Consider the following 16,864-nt stretch of genomic DNA (forward strand, 5'->3'; position numbering starts at 1 on the left):
GCGTGAGCCGGGGCTGATGAACCCCCAAAACATTGAGGAGCACGATGATGAAAAAGGCGCATTCCTCCCCTCAGGCACCGTTGCTCAAGGACCGTCTGTTCCGCACCGGTCTTGTCTCCACGACCCTGGCGCTGGCTGCTTGCCTGGCCACCCATCTGGTCACTCTATTCGGGGTGGTTGGCGCCATGGCGTGGCTGGGATCACTTGAGCATGCCTTGGTGGTGGCGGTTGTCGGATTGGCTGGTTTGACGGCGTACGCTGCCTATCGCCACCGACGCTGCACGGGTCACGGACCGGGAGCTCAAAGGAACTGCGGGCAGTCCTGATAATGGCCTGGGAAGCCGAAGCTTCAAGGGTTAATGAAGCATTGCCTCAACCGGCCAGTCTGGCCCATCCCTTGCCCGACAGAACGTCCACAGCCAGACCAATCTGACGCGGCGTGAATTGCCGTTTACGCTCGCTCCAGGCATGGGCATGTTCCACCACTTCCTCCACGGAGCGAGGCGTTTCATGCTTCATGATCCAATGGACCGTGGACAACAGTTCCAGGCCGAACGGTGATTCGAACCCCTCTACCAGGGCCGAAACCCGGTCGAAACGGGCTAATGTGTCGCTGTGCTGTTCAAGAAACGCGGCGGCCTCTCGTGTCGCGCCCGGCACCAGCTCCAGCGGTTTATCCGGTGCGTCGCCCCCGTCGGCATAGCCGGACACCATATGCCCCTCGATGGCATTGAGCACATGACGGAGGTTCTCGGCATAGGGGCCATAAGGTGCTTGGCGGTACTTCAGCCGCAGAGGCTCTCCGGCCTCCTGCATGAAATACATGAGCTTGTGTACTTCCAGGAGACTCACGAAGGGATCGAGCAGGCCGCGCAGGTAACGCTCCATCAGTTCCACCAACGCCGCACGCCCGGCGGTCATCTTCGGTGCTTCACGATAGTGCACCATCTCCTCCGTAGCTGGCGCGCCTTTCGGCTCATAAACCAGAACCCGAACATCGTTAACGGGCTGTAGCGCCGCCTCGATCCGATTCTTTACCTCTGACCATTCCAGGCCACCGAGACCACTGCCTAGTGGCGGGATGGCGATGGAACCGATACCGTATTGACGGATGGTGTCCACCAGGTCGGCCAGACCGGCCTCGATATCCGCGACTCGGCTTTTGCCGCGCCAATGCCGCTTGGTGGGGAAGTTGATGATGTAATGCGGGGCTGTTAATTGGCCGGTCTCGAACACGAACATTCGACCGGGCTGGAGCTCGTCGTTCTTGCATGCCTTGGCATAAGCCGTAAAGTTTCCGGGGAAGGCCTTCTTGAACTGGAGCGCAATGCCTCGCCCCATCACGCCGACACAGTTGACGGTATTGACGAGGGCTTCGGCATCCTCACGCAGAATGTCTCCGCTTTTGTATTCGATCATCCCAGCGTCCCAGGTTCCGCCTCGGTGACCCCCATAACCGCGATGTCGCCCACATACACCTGGCCGATGACCCTATGTGGAAGCAAGTATCTGCGGTATTTGAGCATCAATTCGATCTCACGCTCAGCGTGCATGATGGTCTGGTCAATTTTTGCTGATGATTTTGGATGGGTTGTACCAATGAGCGCCTAATCCCTTGCGGCATTCTGGAATCGTGGGTCTCCAGAGGACTTTGTGACCTGGATAAAAACCCTATTATACCGTACTGCATCTTGGCGTATGAGCCTAGAAGACAGGCAGAACGGGAGGAAAACCCAAGATGGATAAGAAGAGCAAAAGGGATTGGGCGAGAGGCCCCGTCAAACGGGGCCCTTGGGGTCAGAATTCCAGGCGGATGCCCGCATTGATGGCACGGCCGGTGCCCGGCAGGAAGGAGGTGACCTGTTCCGGGGTGGCATTGGGCGGCCCCGGGTTGGGAACCCTGTCCCGGATCAGGTAGCTGGCCGCGTAGGCCTGGTCCGTCAGGTTCTCGCCCTGAAGGTAGACGGACCAGGCGCCGCCGGGATCATAGCCCATCCTGAGCCCGAGCAGAGTGTAGCTTTCCTGTTCGATCGTGTTGGCATGGTCCGTAGGGGTATCGCTCGGCAGCCAGAGCACCTTGGGGGCGATGCTGAACCCGTTGGCCTGTTCATAGGCGAGTTCCGCCTGGAGCCGGTGCTCCGGGATACCGGCGATCCGGTTGCCATCGAACTTGCCGCCGTCAAAGCGGAAGTTGCTGTAGTCATACGCATTCTGGAACCGCAACTGGTCGCCTTTCTGCACAAGACTGTCCGCCATCCGCCAGGTAAGCCCCAGCTCAAGCCCTTCGCGTGTGGTGTTGTCCGAGTAGTTCGAGGTGGTACCGAATCCGCCGGTGAAGGCTTCATCCGTGAGCAGCTCATCCTCGAGACGGCTGTAATAGGCGGCAATGTCCCAGCTCAGGTCCTGCCATTGGCCGCGTGTACCCGCCTCGAAGGTGATCGCGCTCTGGGCGTCGAGCGGCGCCGCCCCGATAACACCGGGCCCGATGTTCGGCGTGGCGCTGTTGGTGGGATCCGTGCCGGCCGGGGACAGGATCTCGAGGAAGGTTGGGGGCTCATAGCTCTGGCTCAGGTTGGCAAACCAGGCCGTATGGTCACCTGGTTCAAAGAGGATGCCCAGTCTGGCATTAATGCCGTTATAGGTCTCGCGCCGCTCGACCGCGCTGTCCGTTTGCATCTGCTCGTACTGGCCGGCACCGGCGTTATAGCGGGGCCGCTGGCCGGGGGTTGCGAAGGCTTCATCCACGTCTCGCACCGCGTGGATCAACTGGGCCGCCGTGACCAGTGTCCAGTGTTTGGCCAGCGGGTGGCGGTAATCGCCGAACAGCATGGTGGTGACGGCCGTCAGGTCGTTCTTGGCGAAGGGTCTTCCAACGCTGCCTTCTTCGTTGGCGCTGAATTCACGCGTCATCTCACCCAGGGCCGCATCAACACCGAGATTGAGGGTGCCGCCGGTGCCCGTATCCGTGATCTCGATCGCGGCCTGGGCGCTGAGATCGTCGCTGTCGCTTTCCCTTACGTTGGTGGGCGAGGCAAAGGTGTCATCGCCATGCTGGTAGCCAAGGCCGAACTCAGCCCGACCTGCATCAGTGGGCGTCGTGGTGCGGACAGCCGCCCTCGTGAAACGTGATTCCCGCCAGGGCCGGTCGCGGAGGACGTTGGGCCCGACGCTCTCGGAGCCGGCTTGGCGTTTCGGGGGCGGCGCGGGCACAACACCCCGGTTAACCTGTTCTGGGTCTTCCGCCAGTTGGGCCTGGTTGAGGGGGCCGGGTATATCGAACTCCAGGCCCGCGTGCTCGAAATAGAGCCGGGTCTCGCCCCCGTCCACGTGAGCGAACCCCAGGTTGCCGCCCAGCACTCCACGGCGGGAGTCGTTGTGTCTGCGGAAGCCGTCCGCTTCCGAGAACGTGCCCGTGATGTGATAATCCCGATTGCCTTCGGTGGCGCCATGGGAAACCTCAATCAGGCGTTGGCCAAAGCTGCCCCCGCTGAGTTCGAGCGCCGTTCCGGGGTGGGTGCGTCCGGTAGGAGAAACCAGGTTGATGGCCCCGCCAAGCGCGGTTCCGCCGTATTCAACCGCATTGGCGCCCCGGTAAACCTCCATGTGGGAGGCGAGCCGGGGCTCCAGCGCGCCGATCACATAGGAGCCATCCGCAAGATTGATGGGGAGGCCATCACGCAGCAGCCGGATACCGCGGGCCTGTGGGTTGCTCTGGATGCCGGAGCCCCGGATGTTGAGCCGTGGCTGGTCATTGCCGCCAAAGAACTCCTGGATCATCACCCCGGGCTGCAGCGCCAAGGCATCGGACAGGGTATTCTGTTGCCGGTCGCCTTTGGCCACGTCGATGACGTTCACACCACCCGGGGTGCGGCTCAATGACTGCTGGCTTTCCTCCAGGGTGGGCTGTACCCCCTGGATCCGCTTACCCTCAATGATTACAGGGGGCGCCTCAAGGGTGGTTGCGGCCGCGCCGCTCACAAGAGCCAACCCGGTCAGGGGGGCCGCTCCCAAGCGTAGTAGATGGTTTTTCATCGTTATCATACCTTTCCACTGCATGATTGAATCGTTCATGCATATGATAACGATTGTTGTTTGGTTTTTAATTGACCAAGGTCAGTTCGGGAGCCATTTCGGTGGCTCAGTGGTTGGGCGTTTCAGGGTGGCTGCGTATCCGGCCGCCGTACTTGCTGGCGAAGATTTCCGCATCCCCCAGATCGGAGAAACCCACCGGGGGTGTCTCGCCCTGGCCGTTATCCCGCTCGTGGTCGACCACGTACCAGGCCGTATGCATGGTGACCCAGTCGCCGGCATCGTCAGGGTTCCAGTCCACATCCGAGAGGTCGCGCGTGAAGGTGACGATCGCGCCCTGGTCCTCATCCAGCCCCTTCTGCCACGCAAGCAGGTCGGCGGTGCTGCAGAAGTAGTGCTTGCTGCCACTGGCCGCCAGGCAGGCCTGGGCCTGGGGGCCGGCGCATTCGCTCATGGGCGTGCCGTCCATGGCGGTCTTGTCGATGGCACTGGCCTCGGGGCCACAGCCTTCGGGAACCGGTGCTTCGCCGCAACCCGCGAGAGTGGCGCTTGCGAGCAGCAGGGCCAGGGAAAGGGGCAGTCGGTGCATGGTCAGACTCCTGCGATCTGCTGGTAGACGCCGGGCAGCGCCGCGCTCAGCTGTTCCGGGCGCTGCACGATGTGGTAGGCCCCGCGCCCGAAGACCCAGGGGAAGTACTGGCGCGCCTGTTGGTCGATGGTGATGCCGAAGGTGCGCACGTCCTGCTGGCGGGCTTCCAGTACCGCCTTGCGGGTGTCCTCCAGGGCGTAGCGTCCCTCGTAGTAGTCCGTATCATTGGGTTTGCCGTCGGTCAGCACCAGCAGCAGGCGGTTGCGGTTGCCGCGCTCGGCCAGTTCCTGGCTGACATGGCGTATGGCGGCGCCCATGCGGGTGTAGTGGCCGGGCTTGAGCGCCTGGATACGGCGGCGCACGGTGTCGTCCACCCGTTCCTGGAACCCTTTGAGCGTGTTGACTTCCACGTGGTGGCGGCGCCGGGAGGTGAATCCATGGATGCTGAAATCATCGCCACAGGCGGCCAGGCCGTGGCAGAGCACCAGCAGCGCTTCCTTTTCCACATCGAGGACCCGGCGGTCCTCAAGCCATGACTCGGTGGAAAGCGAGGTGTCCACCAGCAGGGTTACGGCCAGGTCCCGGGTCTGGGTGAGCAGGGCCTGGTGGATGCGTTCCGAGCCGTTGCCGGTGGCCTGGATGTCGCAGCGGTTGCGGATGAGCGCGTCCATGTCGAACTCATCACCATCCGGTTGTTCCCGCAGCCATTGGCGCTGGGGCTGCAGGGCCTCGAACTGGCGCTGGACGCGGCGGATGCGCTTGCGGGTGCCTTCGTCGGGGCGCCAGTCTTCGCCTTCCGTGGATTGCACGGCCGGGTAGACCCGGCACTGGTCATTCAGGTAGCGGTTCTTGCGGAAATGCCATTCCGGGTAGGTGACCGGCCCGCTGAGAGCCCCAATGTCCGGTGCGTCCGGGCTCAGGTCCAGCTCCACCTTCAGGCGTGAGGCGGTCTTCTCTCGGTGCGGGCTCAGGGTGATCTCCTCGATCTGTTCCGCGGCCTTGCGGGCGTCGTCTTCATTTTCGTCCTCAACCGGGCGGTTCACGTTGACCATCTCCGTCCAGGACAGCATCTTCTCGAAGATGTTCAGCGCCAGTGGGTCGTCACGTTCGCTCTGGTCCTGGCGGCGGCGCGTGGCCTGGCGTTTGCCGCCTTCGGCCTCGGGGGTCGCACCCTGGCGAGGATCCTCGCCGTCCTCCGGTTCCTTGGGGGTGCCCGCGTGGAGGCCAGGGCGGCGCTGACCCCAGAAGGGGACGGGCAGTGGCGGGCGGTAACCGGCAGGTGCCGTGGCCGGGAGCGATTGATCATGGCCGTCCAGCACCCATGCCAGCGCCTGTTCCCGTTCCCGGGACACGGGATCGCGCTTCTCGCCCAGAAGCACCCGGATGACGTGGTCCACGGCGTCCTCCCAGGCCGGCAGCCGCTGTCGGGGGCGGACCGAGAGAAGGTGCTGCCGGCAGGCGGCGCCAGTGGCCGCCAGCCCCGGAAAGTCCCGTTCCAGGATACTTTCGGCCTGGTGCACTGCCCGCAACCAGTCCAGGTCCGCCCGCAGGGCGGATTGGGTCGGTTCCGGTTCGGGCAGCAGGGTCAGCAGGGCGGTCAGCCAATGGTAGGCACCCCGGTTGAGGGCCTGGCTTGGGAAGTAGTCCATCCTGGGAGGCAGCAGAAGCTGGTCGTCATCCCGGAACGCCATGTCGAGGCTTTCCCGGTCAAAGCCGAGCTTCTGGCGGAAGGTCAGCCGGTGGCCCGAGCTCCGGGGTTCAACGGCGCTGACTGGAATGGCGCCCGGCCCGCCCATGGCCCGGAAGAACACGCCCAGGCTGCCCTCAAGGGTTGCCAGAGCAATGCCGGCTTGCGGGTAGCGCGGGTAACTGACGGCCCGCGAGGCCCAGCGGTGCCAGAGTTCTCCGGCAAGTTCCTCAACCTCAAAGAAGGATGCCAAACAGGCGTCTCCTCAGCCCCCGAAAGTGGCCCTTATGGTTTCCATCAGTCCCTCACGCACATCGCGATCATCGCTCAGCGGTTCCACCAGCGAGGCCTGGCAGGCCTGCAGTACCGGCAGTCCGGCTTCCATCAAGCGGGCACAGTAGACCAGCAGGCGGGTGGAGACCGCCTCCTCCAGGTCCTGCCCCTTGAGCTCGCGCAGTCGTCCCGCAAGGTTGATCAGCGCGGTGGTCCGCTCCCGGCTCAGGCCGGTTTCGTGCATCACGATGGCCAGTTCCTGCTCCGGGGGCGGGAAGTCCAGCTCCAGCGCCACGAAGCGCTGGCGGGTGCTGGGTTTGAGCGACTTCAAGACATGCTGATAGCCGGGGTTGTAGGAGGCCACCATCATGAAGTCATCTGGTGCCTCCAGGATCTCCCCTGTGCGGTCCAGCGGCAGTACCCGCCGGTCGTCGGTCAGCGGGTGCATGACCACGGTCACGTCCTTGCGGGCCTCCACCACCTCATCCAGGTAGCAGAGACCGCCATGGCGGACCGCCCGGGTGAGCGGCCCGTCCGTCCAGACCGTTTCGCCACCCTGCAGCAGGTAGCGCCCGGTCAGGTCGGAAGCCGTAAGGTCGTCATGACAGGCCACCGTCTGCAGGGGCAGGCCCAGGCGCGCCGCCATGTGGCTGACGAAGCGCGTCTTGCCACAGCCGGTCGGGCCCTTCAGCAGCAGTGGGAGTTTGCGGTGGAATGCATACTCGAACAGCTCGCATTCGTGGCCGACCGGCTCGTAATAGGGCGCTTCGGCCGCTGTCATTGGCCGCTCCCGTTACCGCCGTTGCCTTTCACATGGGCGGGCAGCTGTTCCCGAGCCGGTCCAAAGATCGACAGGAGGAACAGCACCACGCCCAACGCTACAACCGCCCCGGAGCCAAGCCGCATGATGAAGAAGACATCAAGCTGGCCCTGGACGGTCATGAAGTCCTTGCCCAGAACCCGCTGCATGTGGGTCTGGATCACACCCGCGAAGGTGAGCGTGAAGGTCATGAAGCACATCCCTCCCACCATGATCCAGAACGACCACATGTTCATGATCTGATTGTAGGGCTGGAGCCGGCGGATCTGCGGCATGGCGTAGGTGATGATGGCCATGTTGAGCATGGCGTAGGCGCCGAAGAACGCCAGGTGCCCGTGCGCCGCGGTGATCTGGGTGCCGTGGGTGTAGTAGTTGACCCAGGACAGGGTGTGCATGAAACCCCAGACGCCGGCCCCGAAGAAGGAGATCACCGCACAGCCGAGCGTCCAGAGCATGGCCGCCTTGTTCGGGTGCTCCCGGGAGCCCTTCCAGAACATGTAGAAGGCGAAGACCACCATGGCAAAGAAGGGAATGACCTCCATGGAGGAGAAGATATTGCCAATGGGCTGCCAGTAACCCGGGGTGCCCAGCCAGTAGTAGTGGTGGCCGGTGCCCAGAAGGCCGGAGAACAGCACCAGGCCCACGATCACGTACAGCCACTTCTCGATGATCTCGCGGTCCACACCCGTCATCTTGATCAGCAGGTAGGCAAGGATGGAGGCCATGATCAGCTCCCAGACGCCTTCAACCCAGACGTGTACGATCCACCACCACCAGAGCTTGTCCTGGGCCAGGTTGTCCGGCGTGTAGAACGAGAACAGCCAGAAGATGGCGGCGAGCCAGAGACCCAGGAGCAGTACGGTCGAGACCGAGGTGCGCCGGCCTTTCATGACGGTCCGGGTGTTGTTGTACAGGAACATCAGGAACGAGATGGTGAGCAGGACCTTCACATAGACCGGCTGTTCCAGGTAATGACGACCGCCATGGATGCCGAACTGGTATCCGATCAGCGCGGCAGCGCCGGCACCGGCGAAAATGGCCAATTGGAGGTAGGCCATGGTTGGTGAGTGATGATCGGTCTCGGCTTCCTCCGGCAACAGGTAGTAGGTGGCGCCAAAGAAGCCGATCAGCAGCCAGACCAGCAGCAGGTTGGTATGGCTCATGCGCATGATGTGGAAGGGCATGGCCTCCGAGAGGAATTCAGGCATGACGTAGACGGTGGCCGCCATCAGCCCGAAACAGATCTGCAGCGCGAACAGCGCCATGGCCACCGCGAAGAACGGCAGGGCCACTTTCTGGGTTTCATACTTCATCGGTTCTCTCCCTGGATGAACGGACGGAGTGGGTTGTGGGCACGGTTAGCCGGATTTATGCGGTGGCCAGTCATGGGTCTCGATACCGTCCACCCATTTGAAGAAATCCACCAGATGATCCAGCTCTTGTTCATTTAGGTTGAACTGGGGCATTTGCCGGCGCCCCGGCGCGCCCGTGGGCTGGGCTTTCATCCAGCCCTTGATGCCCGCCCGGGCGGCCTTCGGGTTCTCGCGTCCGCCATAGCGGTGCCAGACGTTGGACAGTTCGGGCCCGAAATAGGCCCCCTCGCCCATGATGGTGTGGCAGTTGATGCAGGAATGTTCCTCCCAAACCTCCTTGCCAGCAATCACACCCTCGTCCAGCGCTTCGCTGTTGGTTGAGGTGGTGCTCATGTAGTAGTGGGTATGCAGGGTCAGGCCCGCGAAGATCAGGAAAAAGATCGTCGAGCCCCCATAGAAGATATTGCGCGCGGCGTTTCGGGTCAGTCCCTCGGACATGGGCGTGTCCTCCCGGTCATGGCTTTGGGGTCTGCACGGCAATTCCGTGACTGATTTGATTATCCAATGCAACCTTGAAGATGTAAATTAGATAAATCAATATTCTGTGAATTGGGGGCGGTATCTTCCCCTCCATGACCCCACAACCCTGATCGTTTTCGCTGGCTACGTGATAAGCCAGCTCGACATCATGAATTGATGCGTATCAATAGAGGGTTGCGATCCGTGATTTTGTTTCATAAGATTCATTACAGATAAATCTTTGTGGCAGTGTGAGAGCGCCAACCGATTGCGGGGAGTACCACCTAAGAGATGCAGTCTGAGAGGGCAGGATTTTGTAATATGTCAAGGCAGAAGATCCCCATTACCTATAACGGTCAAACCGAGGAGGCTGCCTTGACATCCTGTGATGCGATCAAACTGGCCGACGTGACCCATGCCCGGCTGGCGGAGCCACTGCTGTGCCCACGCCTGGAGCACTGCTCCATTCACCGGCACCCCTTTTTTCAGGACCTGAGCGACCAGGACCTGGCGAGCCTCTGCCAGCGTAGCCGCCTCCATGACCTGGGCCCGGGCGACATGGTGTGTCGCGAGGGCGACGAAGCCGAGCGGTTTTTCATCGTTCTGAGCGGCTCGGTGAAGCTGTTCCGGGTGACGGACCAGGGCAGCGAGCGCGTGCTCGGCAGTGCCGGGACTGATGAGGTACTTGCCGAAGTGCCGGCCTGTTCACCGGATGGTTGCTATCCCTGGTACGCCCAATGCCTGGAAGCGACCCGGGTACGGTCGTTCAGCGGTGCCTTGTTGAGAGACATGGTCGCTGGGCGTTCGGATTACATGATGAATGTCATGCGGTACGTGGCGGCGGCCATGTCCCAGACGGTCGAGGATCGAACCATCCTGGGAGCACAGAACGCCCGCGAGCGATTGGTCCAGTACCTGTTGAGCCTGATACCGGATGGGGAACGGCGTAATAGTGGGCTGGTTCTGGAGCTGCCTTTGCCCAAGGGGCTGCTGGCCTCGCAACTGGCCATGCAGCCGGAAACACTGTCACGTGTGCTTAGGGAGCTGCGTGAGCGCGGGCTGGTCCAGGTGTCTCAGCGCGAGGTCACTATTCTGGACCGGTCGGGGCTGCAGGAATTCATGGGGTAGGCCGGGCCTGCCCATTAAGAGAGCGATTCAGGTGTATGCACGAGACACGGATCCAGAACGACGAAGCGCGATACCTGCGTGAGCAGCTGCTGGCGCACAGCCCGTTCCGGTGCCTGTCCCGGCATGAGCTTGATGAGCTGGTGGGGGCGAGTGTGCGGCTGGAGGCGCGTTCGGGGGAACTCGTGTTCAGTGAACATGGGCCGGCGCGGTACTGTGCTCTGGTTGAAACGGGTCAGCTGGCTGGCGTGCGCTACACCGAAAATGGCGACGAAAAGTTCTTCTGCGCCCATGGCCCTGGCCGGCTGGTGGCGTTGACGGCGGCTTTTCTCAACGACAGTGGCTACATCATGAGCTATCGGGCGACCCTGCCCAGTCGGGTTGTTGGGGTACCCGCGGCCCAGCTGCGTGCATTGGCCGAGGCGAACGGGCCCTTTGCAGCCCGCCTTCTGGAGCAGGCGAGCGAGCGCCTGCAGCGTTCCTTCAACCAGGTGGATTTTTTTACGGCCAGTTCCGCCGACCAGCGGGTGGCTGCCTTCCTGTTGCAGCTGCATGAGGAGCAGGGCAGCTGTGAGATTCGTCTTCCCTGTCGCCAGAAACAGGTGGCGCTGATGCTGGGTGTGCGGGAGGAGACCGTTTCGCGTGTTCTCAACGATTTCCGGCGCGAGGGGGTTCTGGCGCCTGGTCGCAGCCCCATCGGACTTCGGGACCTGGCCTTCCTTGAACAGTTGGTGGGTGACCAGCATGGGGGCCTGAAACTGGGAGCGCTGTGAGCGCTCACCCTGTCAGGCATCAGAAGCGTCCTTGAGAGCCGGAGTGGGCTCGCCTTCGAGGCTCAGGGCCAGGTGCTCGCGCAGCTTGTGGGCCCGTGGTGAGGTCACGTCGGCCAGGCTGTAACCGTCCAGAACCTTCAGGAAATTCCCCAACGCTTCATCCAGAACGAACTTCAGCTGGCAGCTGGGCGTGATCACGCACTGGTTGTCACACCCGAAGCATTCCGCCATCTTCAGGTCCGGCTCCATGGTCCGGACCAGGTCGCCCAGCCTGATCTGCTCCGGGGGCAGTGCCAGGCGCAGGCCGCCGCCCTTGCCCCGTAGGGTCCTCAGGTAGCCGTGGCCCTGGAGTTCATGGGCCACCTTCATCAGGTGGTTGCGGGAGATGGCGTAGGCGCTGGCCACCTCGCGGATGGTGCCCAGCTGCCCTTCACGCAGGGCCAGGAAGATGAGCATGCGCACCGCATAGTCAGTGTGGCTGGTGAGTCGCATCAGCCTGGCCTCCCGTCGACCCGCGGCCGCAGCAGGATGCCGGTATAACGGACGAGGAAGAGCCCGAAGGCGATCATCCACAGAAGTGCGCTCACACTGATGCCGGTCTGCCAGGCCATGCCTCCGGCGCCGGTAACAACCCGCAGCAGGGCGCCCAGATGGATCATCACGAAGGCTGTGACCATGCCGCTAGGCAGCGTCAGTGTGCGTCCCGTATGACCCAGAACCACCCGACTGATCACACCCAGGATCAATCCGCCCATGGCGCCGAGGCCAGTGGCGTGAACCCAGACCGTCTCGGGAGCATCCCCGAGGCGACTGGCGGCCAGCAGCCAGAGCCCCACGGGAATCCACAGCAGTGACAGGTGCAGGATCCACAGGAGCGGGTCCCGGGCTACCCGCCACCCGCGCCACAACAGGATCCGGGCCAGTACCAGTGCCCCGGCCACCAGGGCAAGCACTCCTGTCACAGGATCCGGTAGCATCAGAACGCTCACGAACGTCAAGGCCATGATGGCCAGAACCGCCTTCTCCAGCCAGGGAAGGGTCGCGATGTCATCGGTGTCGTAGCCCCGGGTGCGCAGCCACCCCTTGGAGAAGTTGGGCGTGATGCGGCCACCGATGATCAGCATCATGGTTATGGCCATCAGCAGTGCGCCGTCCAGGGCGGTGCCGCTGCCGGTGATGAGGAACACCGCCTGCATCAGCCAGAGGCCCAGCAGCACCAGCAGGATCGGGATCTGGCGCGGCTGGCGTGCCTGCCATACGCGCCGCCCGGCATCCAGGGCCACCAGGGGCAGGAACAGGAGGTTAACGCCGATGACCAGCCATTCAGGCAGGGATTCTCCCAGGGTCATCAGGAGCCGGCCCAGTAGCCACACGCTCCAGAGCCCGGCCAGTGGCCAACCATGGGTGCGGGTGGTGCCCGTCCAGACACAGACGGCTGTCAGAAGGAAGCCGGCAATGGCGGCCTGCAGCCAGGCAAAGAGCATTTCGTGCTGGTGCCAGGCCAGTGCCGGCAGGGCCAGCGGCAATTCAAGGCGCCCCGTAACGGCCCCGACCCAGAGCGGAACAATCAGTACCGCCTGCACCGCCAGCGACAGGAAGAAAATCCGGAAGGGGTAATTGAACAGCGTGACAGGGGAAAGGCGGGGTGGTGTATTGGGGGTTTCAGCCATCGGGTCGACTCCAGAGCCAGATTGTGACGCACAGCAGTAACGGGGGCAGCAGCCAGCGCAGCAGTTGCGGCACTGGCGAGATCACCAGCATGAGCACGCTGATGGCGATCAGTACCGAGGCTCCCCATTTCGCCCGTTTGGGTATGGCACGGTGCTCCCGCCAGGCCCGGATGGCGGGCCCGTAGTGCGGATGCGCCAGCAGGCGTTGCTCGAGCTCCGGCCAGCCATGGCTCCCGGCCCAGGCGGCGACCAGAAGGAAGGGCACCGTGGGCAGCCCGGGCAGGGCCACGCCCAGGGCACCAAGGAGCACCGCTGCGCCAGCGAGCGCGCGCCAGAACGCTTTAATGAGCATGAGCCAGTCCGTCATCGCGCTGCTGCCATACTGCATGACAGCCACAGTGTAACCCATTTAAGATATATTTTTAATAAATCTTAGTGACGGGAGTCGACAATGGAGTTCTATCACATCATCAAGGGCGTGCACATGCTGACGGCCTGTCTGACGGCCGGGCTGATGCTGCTGCGTCTGGGGCTGGACGCTATGGGCCGGCCAGGGTGGCGTGAGACCCCCCTGCGCTGGATCCCCCATGCGAACGATACCGTCCTGTTGGCCGCCGCTTTTGGACTCCTGGCAATCACGGGCTGGTTGCCGTTCGTTCACCATTGGCTGACCGCCAAGGTGATCCTTCTGGTTGGTTACATCCTGGCTGGCAAGTGGGCCCTGGACCGTGGCCGTTCGCCGGCCTGGAGGACGGCGGCGGCTCTGACAGCCCTGTTTCAGTTGGGGGTTATCTTTGTGTTGGCCCTGTGGAAGCCGTTTTGAGATACCTCAATTTTTCCGCTTCTACCCCTATGTGGGGAGGTTACTGATTATTTGGAAATAAACCTGTATGTAAAAGGTTCCTTTCTGGTTAATCTGTGCCATAGGGTCGCAAAACGCCCTGTGGCCGCTGACCGGAATAGGAGCTAACGATGCTGAGCGAACACGAATACGATCCACCGCGAGCCCATAAGGCGCTCGCTTTTTCCACACTGGCTTTTACTGTCTGTTTCGCGGTCTGGACAATCTTTTCCGTGATCGGGGTCAAGATCAAGCAGGACCTGGGGCTGTCGGATACGCAGTTCGGGATCCTGGTGGCGACGCCGGTTCTGACGGGGTCGATCAGCCGGATCTTCCTTGGCATGTGGACCGAACGCTTCGGGGGTCGGCTGGTTTTCACCATCCTGATGCTGGCCACGTCCGTGGCGGTTTTCCTTCTTTCCACTGTCACAACCTACGGTCTTTTCCTGGTTGCGGCCCTGGGTATCGGTCTGGCCGGCGGGTCTTTCATCGTCGGCATTGCCTATACCTCTGAGTGGTATGACAAAACGCACCAGGGAACAGCCCTCGGTGTTTTCGGGGCGGGTAACGTGGGTGCCGCTGTCACCAACTTCGGGGCTCCCTTTCTCGTCGTTGCGCTTGGCTGGGAAATGACCGCTCAGGTCTACGCCGTCGTTCTCGCTGCCATGGCCGTCGTTTTCTGGTTCATGACCGAGAATGACCCGCGCCTCAAGCGCCGCAGAGAAGAAGGCGCCCAGCCCACCCCGGTCAAGCAACAGCTGGCACCGCTGAAAAACCTTCAGGTCTGGCGCTTTTCGCTGTACTACTTCTTTGTCTTTGGCGCCTTTGTGGCGCTCGCCTCCTGGCTGCCCAACTACTACGTCAATGTCTACGACCTGGGTCTGGAACAGGCCGGCATGCTCGCTGCCCTCTATGCCCTGCCAGCGTCGGTTTTCAGGGCCCTCGGGGGCTGGATGTCCGACCGCATGGGCGCGCGCACGGTGATGTACCTGACCTATGGCGTGTCGCTGCTGTGCCTGTTCGTTCTGAGCTACCCGCAGACCCGCTACATCGTTCAGGGCATTGATGGCACGATCGAGTTCGCCTTTGGCATACCGCTGACCCTCTTCGTGGTGCTGACCATTGCCCTGGGCTTTGTCATGTCTCTCGGCAAGGCGGCGGTCTACAAGCATATCCCGGTCTATTACCCCGACCATGTGGGCTCGGTCGGTGGCCTTGTCGGCATGATCGGCGGGCTTGGCGGCTTCTTCCTGCCCATCATGTTTGGCGGCCTGAATGACCTGCTCGGGGTCTGGACCAGCTGCTTCATGCTGCTGTTCCTGCTGGTGCTGGTTTCGCTGCTGTGGATGCATGGCGCCATCGTGCGGATGGAGCAGCGCCGCCATTCGGAGCGCGGCGACACCGCAAGCGCCTTTGATCTTCCCGAGATCCAGCCTGACTACGGGCATGAGGGCAAGGCCGAGACACGCTGAAACACTGGCGGGAGGGCCAGCCTCCCGCCCACGCCAATCCATTCACATTAACCCGGAGCCTTATCATGGGTGATCTCTATAAGTGGGATGTTGAAGACCCTGACTTCTGGGAGTCGAAGGGTAAGACAATCGCCAACCGCAATCTCTGGATTTCCATACCGAGTCTGCTGTGCGGGTTCGCGGTCTGGCTTTACTGGGGCATTATTACCGTCCAGATGGACAACCTGGGCTTCCCGATTCCCAAGGACGAGCTGTTTACACTGACCGCGATAGCCGGGCTCACAGGGGCCACGCTGCGTATCCCGAGCAGTTTCTTCATCCGCATTGCGGGTGGTCGCAACACCATTTTCTTCACCACCGCCCTGCTCATGATTCCCGCTTTCGGTACGGGGCTGGCTCTGCAGAGTAAGGAAACGCCTCTCTGGATCTTCCAGCTGTTGGCGTTTCTTTCCGGTATTGGCGGTGGCAACTTCGCCTCTTCCATGTCCAACATCAGCTTCTTCTTCCCCAAGAGCAAGCAGGGGCTGGCGCTGGGGCTTAACGCCGGGCTGGGGAATGCCGGTGTGACCACCATGCAGATCCTGGTGCCGCTGTTCATGACCATTGGTGTCTTCGGCGGCGCGCCGATGGTTCTGGAAAACGGTTCTGGGACGCTGATCGGCAAGATTCCCGCCGGCAGTGAGACCTATATCCACAATGCGGGCTATGTCTGGTTGCTGTTCCTGATCCCGCTGGCATTCGCCGGCTGGTTCGGCATGGACAATATCCGCACGGAAGGCGTATCGCCCAACATCGGCAGCCCCCTCAGTGCCTTTGGCAAGATGACGGGGATGCTGCTCATCGGCTTTTTCACTGCCGCCGTTGGCCTCTACATCATCCTGCCGCAGCCGGTTGGGCTGGGGACGCCGGATTGGGTCAAGTGGCCTGTCATCGCGGGCATCCTGTTCGCTACCGTTATGCTCCTGAAGCTGATCCCGGGTGAGATCAAGCCGAATCTGCAGCGCCAGTTCAGGATCTTCTCCAATAAGCACACCTGGGTGATGAGCCTGATCTACACCATGACCTTTGGCAGCTTCATTGGTTTTTCCGCCGGCTTTGGTCTCGCCATCAAGGTGATCTTCGGCTATCAGCACATCATGGTGGATGGCGTGATGACCCATGACACGCCGAACCCGGCCGGTCCCTCGGCGCTGATGTGGGCCTGGATGGGGCCATTCATCGGGGCCCTGATCCGTCCGGTCGGCGGGTGGATTGCGGACAAGGTTGGGGGAGCCCTGGTTACCGGCATCGTGGCCGTAGTGATGATCGTCAGCTCACTGGGCGTGGCCTACTACATGCAGCAGGCTTATGCGTCCCAGACACCGCAGGACTTCTTCGTCCCCTTCCTGCTGCTGTTCCTGGTGCTGTTCGCGGCTACCGGCATTGGTAATGGGTCCACCTTCCGTACGATTGCCAAGGTCTTCAACACCGAGCAGGCTGGGCCGGTCCTGGGCTGGACCTCGGCTGTTGCCGCCTATGGCGCCTTTATCATTCCCAAGGTGTTTGGCGAACAGATCAAGGCGGCTACCCCGGAAAACGCGCTCTATGCCTTCGCCGCTTTCTACGCCGTCTGCATGGTAGTGAACTGGTGGTATTACCTCGGTCCGAAAGCCGATTTCCGCAACCCCTAACCGCCAGGTAAAGAGTGTGCGCAGGGTCGTGTCTTGTCACACGGCCCTGTATCGTTGCAAGGACAATCCGCCGGTTCGTGACT

At 62.1% G+C, this 16,864-nt stretch carries 16 protein-coding genes; 6 read left to right on the top strand and 10 right to left on the bottom strand.

What is annotated here, in order from left to right:
- Nucleotides 1–47: 47 nt before the first annotated feature.
- Nucleotides 48–326, top strand: coding sequence for a mercury resistance system transport protein MerF (locus AC1RQI_RS12270; protein ID WP_481905010.1), 279 nt, complete (start codon nucleotides 48–50; stop codon nucleotides 324–326).
- 46 nt (nucleotides 327–372) lie between these two features.
- On the opposite strand, the gene darG is transcribed toward AC1RQI_RS12270, so the two are convergent.
- The 7 genes from darG to AC1RQI_RS12305 all read right to left on the bottom strand — a co-directional run bounded on the left by darG (nucleotide 373) and on the right by AC1RQI_RS12305 (nucleotide 9,209).
- Nucleotides 373–1,419: a type II toxin-antitoxin system antitoxin DNA ADP-ribosyl glycohydrolase DarG gene (gene darG, locus AC1RQI_RS12275; RefSeq protein ID WP_481905011.1), complete on the bottom strand. Its 1,047-nt coding sequence runs from the start codon at nucleotides 1,417–1,419 to the stop codon at nucleotides 373–375.
- A gap of 378 nt (nucleotides 1,420–1,797) precedes the next feature.
- Nucleotides 1,798–4,032 carry a TonB-dependent receptor family protein gene (locus AC1RQI_RS12280; protein ID WP_481905012.1) on the bottom strand — a complete coding sequence of 745 codons (2,235 nt, stop codon included), beginning with the start codon at nucleotides 4,030–4,032 and terminating at the stop codon, nucleotides 1,798–1,800.
- A gap of 106 nt (nucleotides 4,033–4,138) precedes the next feature.
- Nucleotides 4,139–4,618, bottom strand: coding sequence for a nitrous oxide reductase accessory protein NosL (locus tag AC1RQI_RS12285; protein WP_481905013.1), 480 nt, complete (start codon nucleotides 4,616–4,618; stop codon nucleotides 4,139–4,141).
- 2 nt (nucleotides 4,619–4,620) lie between these two features.
- A complete protein-coding gene (locus tag AC1RQI_RS12290) occupies nucleotides 4,621–6,558 on the bottom strand; it encodes a nitric oxide reductase activation protein NorD (RefSeq protein ID WP_481905014.1) in 1,938 nt (645 codons plus the stop codon).
- Nucleotides 6,559–6,570: 12 nt separating this feature from the next.
- Nucleotides 6,571–7,359: an AAA family ATPase gene (locus tag AC1RQI_RS12295; RefSeq protein WP_481905015.1), complete on the bottom strand. Its 789-nt coding sequence runs from the start codon at nucleotides 7,357–7,359 to the stop codon at nucleotides 6,571–6,573.
- Nucleotides 7,356–8,711, bottom strand: a complete 1,356-nt coding sequence (locus AC1RQI_RS12300; RefSeq protein ID WP_481905016.1) for a cbb3-type cytochrome c oxidase subunit I — start codon at nucleotides 8,709–8,711, stop codon at nucleotides 7,356–7,358. The genes AC1RQI_RS12295 and AC1RQI_RS12300 overlap by 4 nt, the downstream gene beginning before the upstream one ends.
- A 45-nt stretch (nucleotides 8,712–8,756) precedes the next feature.
- Nucleotides 8,757–9,209 (bottom strand): c-type cytochrome, encoded by a 453-nt coding sequence (locus tag AC1RQI_RS12305; protein ID WP_416632676.1) that lies wholly within the window; start codon nucleotides 9,207–9,209, stop codon nucleotides 8,757–8,759.
- 396 nt (nucleotides 9,210–9,605) lie between these two features.
- Here AC1RQI_RS12305 and AC1RQI_RS12310 point away from each other — a divergent pair, with 396 nt between their 5' ends.
- A complete protein-coding gene (locus AC1RQI_RS12310; protein WP_416632675.1) occupies nucleotides 9,606–10,358 on the top strand; it encodes a Crp/Fnr family transcriptional regulator in 753 nt (250 codons plus the stop codon).
- 35 nt (nucleotides 10,359–10,393) lie between these two features.
- Nucleotides 10,394–11,128, top strand: a complete 735-nt coding sequence (locus AC1RQI_RS12315; protein ID WP_481905017.1) for a Crp/Fnr family transcriptional regulator — start codon at nucleotides 10,394–10,396, stop codon at nucleotides 11,126–11,128.
- Between the two features lie 12 nt (nucleotides 11,129–11,140).
- Here the strand turns inward: AC1RQI_RS12315 and AC1RQI_RS12320 are convergent, their stop codons facing one another.
- From AC1RQI_RS12320 to AC1RQI_RS12330, 3 genes are read right to left on the bottom strand one after another with little or no spacing between them, the layout of a single operon-like run.
- A complete protein-coding gene (locus AC1RQI_RS12320) occupies nucleotides 11,141–11,620 on the bottom strand; it encodes an Rrf2 family transcriptional regulator (RefSeq protein WP_416632673.1) in 480 nt (159 codons plus the stop codon).
- Nucleotides 11,620–12,798 carry an NnrS family protein gene (locus tag AC1RQI_RS12325; protein WP_481905018.1) on the bottom strand — a complete coding sequence of 393 codons (1,179 nt, stop codon included), beginning with the start codon at nucleotides 12,796–12,798 and terminating at the stop codon, nucleotides 11,620–11,622. The genes AC1RQI_RS12320 and AC1RQI_RS12325 overlap by 1 nt, the downstream gene beginning before the upstream one ends.
- Nucleotides 12,791–13,207, bottom strand: a complete 417-nt coding sequence (locus AC1RQI_RS12330) for a YbaN family protein (RefSeq protein WP_481905019.1) — start codon at nucleotides 13,205–13,207, stop codon at nucleotides 12,791–12,793. The genes AC1RQI_RS12325 and AC1RQI_RS12330 overlap by 8 nt, the downstream gene beginning before the upstream one ends.
- A 42-nt stretch (nucleotides 13,208–13,249) precedes the next feature.
- Between AC1RQI_RS12330 and AC1RQI_RS12335 the strand changes: the two genes are divergently transcribed.
- From AC1RQI_RS12335 to AC1RQI_RS12345, 3 genes are all read left to right on the top strand, one after another.
- Nucleotides 13,250–13,621, top strand: a complete 372-nt coding sequence (locus AC1RQI_RS12335; protein WP_481905020.1) for a SirB2 family protein — start codon at nucleotides 13,250–13,252, stop codon at nucleotides 13,619–13,621.
- Between the two features lie 149 nt (nucleotides 13,622–13,770).
- The gene (locus AC1RQI_RS12340; protein ID WP_481905021.1) at nucleotides 13,771–15,111 is read left to right on the top strand and encodes an MFS transporter; all 1,341 of its coding nucleotides are present in this window, start codon (nucleotides 13,771–13,773) and stop codon (nucleotides 15,109–15,111) included.
- Between the two features lie 65 nt (nucleotides 15,112–15,176).
- A complete protein-coding gene (locus tag AC1RQI_RS12345; RefSeq protein ID WP_481905022.1) occupies nucleotides 15,177–16,781 on the top strand; it encodes an MFS transporter in 1,605 nt (534 codons plus the stop codon).
- The last annotated feature ends 83 nt before the right edge of the window (nucleotides 16,782–16,864 follow it).

The organism is Salicola sp. AFF1 (genome assembly GCF_056783195.1).

Bases quoted from the DNA above. Each gene is read 5' to 3' on its own strand.
- AC1RQI_RS12270 (WP_481905010.1), top strand. From the start codon at position 48: ATGAAAAAGGCGCATTCCTCCCCTCAGGCACCGTTGCTCAAGGACCGT.
- darG (WP_481905011.1), bottom strand. From the start codon at position 1,419: ATGATCGAATACAAAAGCGGAGACATTCTGCGTGAGGATGCCGAAGCC.
- AC1RQI_RS12280 (WP_481905012.1), bottom strand. From the start codon at position 4,032: ATGAAAAACCATCTACTACGCTTGGGAGCGGCCCCCCTGACCGGGTTG.
- AC1RQI_RS12285 (WP_481905013.1), bottom strand. From the start codon at position 4,618: ATGCACCGACTGCCCCTTTCCCTGGCCCTGCTGCTCGCAAGCGCCACT.
- AC1RQI_RS12295 (WP_481905015.1), bottom strand. From the start codon at position 7,359: ATGACAGCGGCCGAAGCGCCCTATTACGAGCCGGTCGGCCACGAATGC.
- AC1RQI_RS12300 (WP_481905016.1), bottom strand. From the start codon at position 8,711: ATGAAGTATGAAACCCAGAAAGTGGCCCTGCCGTTCTTCGCGGTGGCC.
- AC1RQI_RS12305 (WP_416632676.1), bottom strand. From the start codon at position 9,209: ATGTCCGAGGGACTGACCCGAAACGCCGCGCGCAATATCTTCTATGGG.
- AC1RQI_RS12315 (WP_481905017.1), top strand. From the start codon at position 10,394: ATGCACGAGACACGGATCCAGAACGACGAAGCGCGATACCTGCGTGAG.
- AC1RQI_RS12320 (WP_416632673.1), bottom strand. From the start codon at position 11,620: ATGCGACTCACCAGCCACACTGACTATGCGGTGCGCATGCTCATCTTC.
- AC1RQI_RS12325 (WP_481905018.1), bottom strand. From the start codon at position 12,798: ATGGCTGAAACCCCCAATACACCACCCCGCCTTTCCCCTGTCACGCTG.
- AC1RQI_RS12330 (WP_481905019.1), bottom strand. From the start codon at position 13,207: ATGGGTTACACTGTGGCTGTCATGCAGTATGGCAGCAGCGCGATGACG.
- AC1RQI_RS12335 (WP_481905020.1), top strand. From the start codon at position 13,250: ATGGAGTTCTATCACATCATCAAGGGCGTGCACATGCTGACGGCCTGT.
- AC1RQI_RS12340 (WP_481905021.1), top strand. From the start codon at position 13,771: ATGCTGAGCGAACACGAATACGATCCACCGCGAGCCCATAAGGCGCTC.
- AC1RQI_RS12345 (WP_481905022.1), top strand. From the start codon at position 15,177: ATGGGTGATCTCTATAAGTGGGATGTTGAAGACCCTGACTTCTGGGAG.